Source organism: Chitinophaga oryziterrae, from assembly GCF_009758125.1.
Lineage (GTDB): Bacteria > Bacteroidota > Bacteroidia > Chitinophagales > Chitinophagaceae > Chitinophaga > Chitinophaga oryziterrae.
In genome coordinates this window covers 1-6521 of record NZ_WRXO01000021.1, presented here as the reverse complement: position 1 = coordinate 6521, position 6521 = coordinate 1, and the positions used below count along the sequence as shown (strand labels likewise).

The window sequence follows — 6521 nt, the reverse complement described above, 5'->3', positions numbered from 1 at the left end:
GTATGATTTCCTGGCCCCCCGACAATTACCCAAAACAGATAATATCAAACTCAGAATAGGTTACTCATTATAAGTCCGCATACCTCAACACCCCATCATTTTATGAAAAAGTTATTTCTATTCCTTTCACTATTTATTGTCATGCATACGCATGCCCAGATGCAAACCGGTACTGTTACCCAAAATCTGATTGACGTCAGCACGAAGTCGCCCGATGTGGCGAGTCTTGGGAAATTCGGAAATATCCCTGTCAGTTATGCGACGGGTGTGCCCTCGATCAACATTCCCGTTTATGAGATTAATGTGGGAAAAATCAAACTACCGCTATCGCTGGATTATCATGCTGGTGGCATTCGTGTGGGCGAAATATCCTCAAGTGTGGGAATGGGATGGGTTTTGTCCGGGATATGTGTTGTTTCGCGACAAGTGGTAGGGAAGCCTGATGAGGATGGAAGTGCAGGATTATTCCTGGCTCCGGATCCCGATTCTGTGATGGCTTCTCCAACTGGCTATTACCAATATCTTTTTAATATACAAAAAGGCTTCGCTGATAATGAGCCAGACCAGTTTTCTTATTCCATCAATGGTCAGAGTGGGAAATTTACATTCCGTCGTAATGGTTCAATTATTCAGGAGCCTGTAACCAATAATAAAATTTCGTATGCAGGTGGTTATTTTACCATTACTGACGAAAACGGTGTTCTTTATATTTTCGGCAAGCAGATGAGTAATGATATGTCTCTGGCTTCCGGTACCGGGACTTACATCGCCGCCTGGCGATTAACAAAAATGGTGGATGTCAACGCAACAGATACTATTTACTTCAGTTATGAAACAGCCTGCAACCCTGTATATCAGAAGAACTACAATTATTCACATTACATCGGAATGTCCTCTACAGGGTGTGAGTTACCTAATAACTTTAAGAATCAGGAAACAGTCACCTATCAAATGGGTACGTTATATGAAGCCTATCCCAAAGAGATCAGTTGGCGGGGTGGTAAAATATCCTTTATCAATACCTGTGACAGGGCCGATGTGGCCGGATCAGCCATGCGATTGACAGAAGCGGATGTATATGCGAACCAGGAAGGTACCCTGAAGCAGACAAAACGTATCATATTGTATCAGTCATATTTTAACAGTAATGGTACCGGATATGCTTTTGCCAATGCGACTGCTGATCAGAAGAAGAGACTACGACTGGATTCAGTAGGACAACTATCTGTGAGCGGAACAATAGCACCCCAGATGTACCGGATGACTTATGACACTACAATCATGGCTCCAAGAGAATCTTGTGCCCAAGATCGATGGGGATTTAATAATGGCGCATTTGATAACGCAGGGTTGATACCTCCGCAAAGCGTTTCCTGGCTAAGTACCTATTATACCATTGGTAATGCCAACAGGGATACTGATTCAACCTTTATGAAAGCCTGCACCATTACCTCTATTCAATACCCTACTAAAGGAAAAACAGTATTTGAATTTGAACCACATGCGTTTATCCATAGAGAAATGCAAAGCCAACCCTATAATGTTTCTCTATATTGTACAGGAGGTGTACAATCTACTGATACTGTCTTTTTCAGTGTGACAGCAGATGATCTTTATTTTAAATACAGTTTCTTCCTGCCTGCGTTTGCATCGGGTGATGTAACCGACAGACCGCGTATTATATTGAAAGACCTTACCAGTAATACAGAGATTGTCAATACAGCTACTCCGCCCGGACAGGAAAGCAGCAGTTATTCGCTGACTAATATTGAACTCCTTCTTACTGCAGGACATAATTATTCATTTATAATGAATACTTATAGCACCAGTTCCAGCATTTCTGCTTCTGCATCTATCAACTGGACAAAAAACCTGGGATATGGCGATATAAGAAGAATTGGTGGTGGGCTAAGAGTAAAGACACTCACCAATTTTGATGATAATGGGAGAATGACTGGTAAGGAGAAATATGAGTACGGCGGTGGAACAATGCTTACTGATATGTACTACCAGGATCTGAATATTGAACAGGTTTTTCCTCGTGGGGGTGGCTGGCAGAGTGCGCTTTCCTGTATTTACTACGTATCAACTTATCCTCCTGGCTATTCACTTATTTTTCATGGTAATAGTGTAATACCCGTTTCCCAATGTAATGGTAGCCCATTATTATATACAAATGTAACCAGGTACCAGGTGGATAGTGCAGGTAATGCAAACGGGAAAACAGAATACGGATATAAGATATTTATTGACTTGGGTACTACTACTGAAGAATATCAGACCGCAGGCCCGCTTACCTTTAATACCAGGGGTGGGCCATATCTTAACTCCTTTACATGGAAAAACAACTTCCTTTCCTATGTAAATAATTATAAATCTACCCCTGTTGGGTTAAAAAAAATAAATAGTACAGTTTATGATTACTGGCACTTTAGAGATACCGTTGAGCATCGTCTTAAAGTCAGAGTAAAATATTTAAGCACCTGCTGTCTGGAGATTAATATGCAGCCGCAATGGGTGCCAGTTGACTTTTACCTGGAGGTTATAGATCAGCCAACAGGTGTTATGTTGTTAAGAAGTAAGTCGGATACTACCTGGGACGACTTTGGCAATAAAATATATACCACTCAGCAATATGAATACAACGATACTACCCATACTTATCCTACGTTGACAAGAAGTTTTACCAGTACCGGTGATACTATTTCAGTGCTGTCCAAATATCCTCATGACCTGGCAGCGGCTGGAAATGTGTATCAGAAAATGATGAACAGAAATATTGTTTCCCCTTTAGTACAGCAGGTGAAGAAGAAAAACAGTGTACAACTTTCTTTGACTAACATCAATTATACCGATGTGAATAGCAACAGTAAGTTACTATTACCTCAAACAATAGATGAACAGATCAGCAATTATCCTATAGAAACTAAACTCAGGTTTAACAAGTTTGATCTCTATGGAAATATCCAGGAACAACAGAAAGACAGCGATATCAGGCAAAGTTATGTGTGGGGATATGATACATTATATCCAATAGCTACCGTGTCCAATGCTGCACAAAACGAAATTGCCCATACCAGCTTTGAACCGGATGCGGCGGGTTACTGGACGATTCCATCTGCTACAAGAGATATCACACAGGGAATTACGGGGCGACAATCTTATGCATTAAGCAATGGATCAGTATCGCGAACAGGACTTACTACTACTAAATCTTATATCGTATCTTATTGGAGTAAGAGCAGCACCGCTACTGTTAATGGGACTACAGCCACCTCTTCGTATAATAAAAATGGCTGGTATTATTACGAACATACAATCGCTGCCGGAGCATCCACAATAACGGTCAGTGGCAGTGTAACAATTGATGAACTGCGTCTATATCCCACGGATGCACAAATGAACACCTTTACTTATGATCCGCAGGTAGGAATGACTACGCAATGTGATGCTGATAACCGGATCTCTTATTTTGAATACGATGGTTTTAACAGGTTGAAGCTGGTCCGGGATGTGGACCGTAATATCCTCAAAACCTATGAATACCGGTACAAACAATAATCAGCTCACCTGTATAACCTCATTCGTCATGCATAAGCAAAATAACATTTTCCATATAGCCAAGTCAAAGGTCTTCTTATTGATGGCCATGTTGTGTATGATTTGCCAGTCAGTCTTTTCTATTTCCGGGGATAGCACTACTACCCGGTTCTTTACGATTGGTTCTATTAGTCCGACCAGTCAAACTGTCTTTTCTGGTGCTACCCCTGCTACCATCTCACTGGTGGGGCCGGATGTAAGTGGCTATACTTACAAGTGGATGCTTTCAACAAATGGTACTGATTTCTATTACATATCAGGTGCTACAGCTATTTCTTATTCACCAACTGCCGTATCAGCCAATCAGTACTACCAGGTGGAGATGACCAGCACTACTGGTGGAGCCAACGGCTATAGCCCTGTAGCTACGGTGACGATCAGTGCGCATCTGGCAACAGGTACCATTTCCCCTGCATCACAGACGATTAATTACAATACCGTTCCTACCTTGTTAACAAGCTCCGGAGCAACAGGGGGCATTGGAAGCTATGCTTATCAATGGCAGCAAAGCACGGACAATTCAACGTTCACTGATATATCAGGGGCAACAACACAAAACTATACGCCTGTTGCACTAACTGCCAATACTTACTTCAGACAGAAAACTACCTGTGGTTCGGAAACGGTTTATTCAGCCAGTGTGCTGGTTACTGTGTATCCACAGATTAGTGCGGGTACGATCAGTCCTACCGCCTTAACTATTAATTACAGTACCAGTCCGGGTGCATTATCCGGTACTGTCAGTACCGGTGGTAATGGTACTTATACCTATCAGTGGCAATCATCGGCAAATAATTCAACCTGGGCCAGTACAGGCGTTACTACACAGAATTATACACCGGGAGCGCTGACAAGTCTGACTTATTACAGGAGAATGACTACCAGTAACGGTGCAACTGCTTATACAAATACAAGTACGATAACCGTATATCCACAACTGGTATCCGGTACTATAACTCCGGCAACACAGACACTAAATTACAATACTTCATCATCAACTTTAACAGCAGCCGCAGCTACCGGAGGAAATGGTACTTATACCTATCAATGGCAAAGTTCTCCTGATAACAGCACCTGGACAAACGTCAGTGCGGCAACGTCATTGACTTATTCGCCGGGGGTGATGACGGTAACTAAATATTATCGTTTGGTAAGCACCAGTAACGGCGTTTCTGTAAATAGTGCAGCGGCTACTGTGACAGTATACCCGCAGGTTACTACAGCTATTACACCAGCAAGTGCAAGCATCAACTATAATACCAGTCCGGGGTTACTCACCAATACAAGAACCGGTGGCAATGGTACTTATACTTACCAGTGGCAGAGTTCACCTAACAATAGCACCTGGACAAACATCAGTGGCGCTACCGCACAAAATTATACGCCTGGTAATCTGACTGATACTATCTATTATCATGTGATCACCACCAGTAATACGGTAGCTGTTACCAGCAATAGTGCAACGATTATAGTATACCCTCAGTTGGTGGCAGGAACGATTGCACCATCTTCAGGTAATATAGTGTATGCGAACAGCCCCGGATTGCTCACAGGTTCTGTTCCAACAGGCGGAAACGGAACCTATACTTACCAATGGCAAAGTTCAACAGACGGTACTACCTGGAACACTATCGGCGGGGTTACTTCACAAAGTTATACCCCTGGTCAGTTAACAGTGAATACCCGCTTTAGAAGAGCTGTTACCAGTAACGGTGTTACCGTCTACACAAGCCCTGCTGTTTTTACTGTATACCCCGCTTTACAGTTGGGTAATATTTATCCGGATACATTGTTAGTCAACTTTTATGGTGCATTTAGTTATACGAGTTTCCCTGCGACTGGTGGCAATGGTACTTATAGTTACCAATGGCAGCAATCCACCAATGGCACTACCTGGACTAATATCAGTGGTGAGACGTCCCTGAGTTATACACCTAAAGGCACAGCCGCAACTGCATATTACAGGCTGAGAGTTACCAGCCTTACTTTTACCGCCTATACTAATACATTAATCGCAATTCCTCCTTTAAATGGTGGTTTGATCACGATTAATTCCCCTACTGTTGCCAGTGGAGGAAGTGTTACTCTCAGCAGTGTACAGGTCGCAACAGGTGGGGGCTGTAGCAGCTACACTTACCAGTTTCAAAGTTCCCCTGATGAATATACCTGGACAAATTTGGCATCACAGACTGTTAGCAGCATTACAAAGACGACCTGGTTCCGTAGACTGGCTGTTTGTGGTATGAATACAGTCGCTTCCAATTCTGTAAGAGTAAAAGTTGTAAATACATCCACATTCACACCGGATACAACTACCGGGGCGGCAGCGGGAAGCCAGACACTGATAGCCATGCCGGCTTATCCTGCAGGCCTTGATCCCAATAACATGAACTATGTGAGGACACGGATATTCACCAAACCGGGTATCACTGATCAGGTTACAGCAGATGCACAGACGGGAGTATATGATGTTAAACAGATGACTATTTATATTGATGGCTTGGGGCGTCCTGTGCAAACAGTGGCAAAGCAGGCCACCCGTGATTTGGCAGATATAATTTCTACTAATTTTTACGACCCATACGACAGGGAACCTAGGCAATACCTGCCTTACACTGATAATTTAAGTACTGGTAATTTCAGAACAGATGCAGCGACTAAACAGCCCATCTTCTACAATACTCAATATGGTAACAACGAAAGCTATTATTATAGCAATACCATTTACGAATCTTCATCTTTAAATCGAGTACTGGAAATAACAGCACCGGGAAAAAGCTGGACTGGACAGGGAGTTGGTGTTAGCCAATCAGACAGGGCCAGTACACTGTATGATTCTGTGGTGATCTGGAATATTGACCAGGATAGTGCTTCTTTCCCATTGCAGGCTGGGTATTATATTCCCGGTACTTTATATGTAC

2 protein-coding genes are annotated in these 6521 nt (G+C 42.7%); both read left to right on the top strand.

Annotated elements, in window-relative coordinates:
• Positions 1-102 precede the first annotated feature (102 nt).
• The gene (locus GO495_RS31790) at positions 103-3561 is read left to right on the top strand and encodes a hypothetical protein (protein WP_157303996.1); all 3459 of its coding nucleotides are present in this window, start codon (positions 103-105) and stop codon (positions 3559-3561) included.
• A gap of 28 nt (positions 3562-3589) precedes the next feature.
• On the top strand, positions 3590-6521 hold a 2932-nt coding region (locus GO495_RS31785), incomplete at its 3' end, for a DUF6443 domain-containing protein (protein WP_157303995.1).

Bases quoted from the DNA above. Each gene is read 5' to 3' on its own strand.
- GO495_RS31790 (WP_157303996.1), top strand. From the start codon at position 103: ATGAAAAAGTTATTTCTATTCCTTTCACTATTTATTGTCATGCATACG.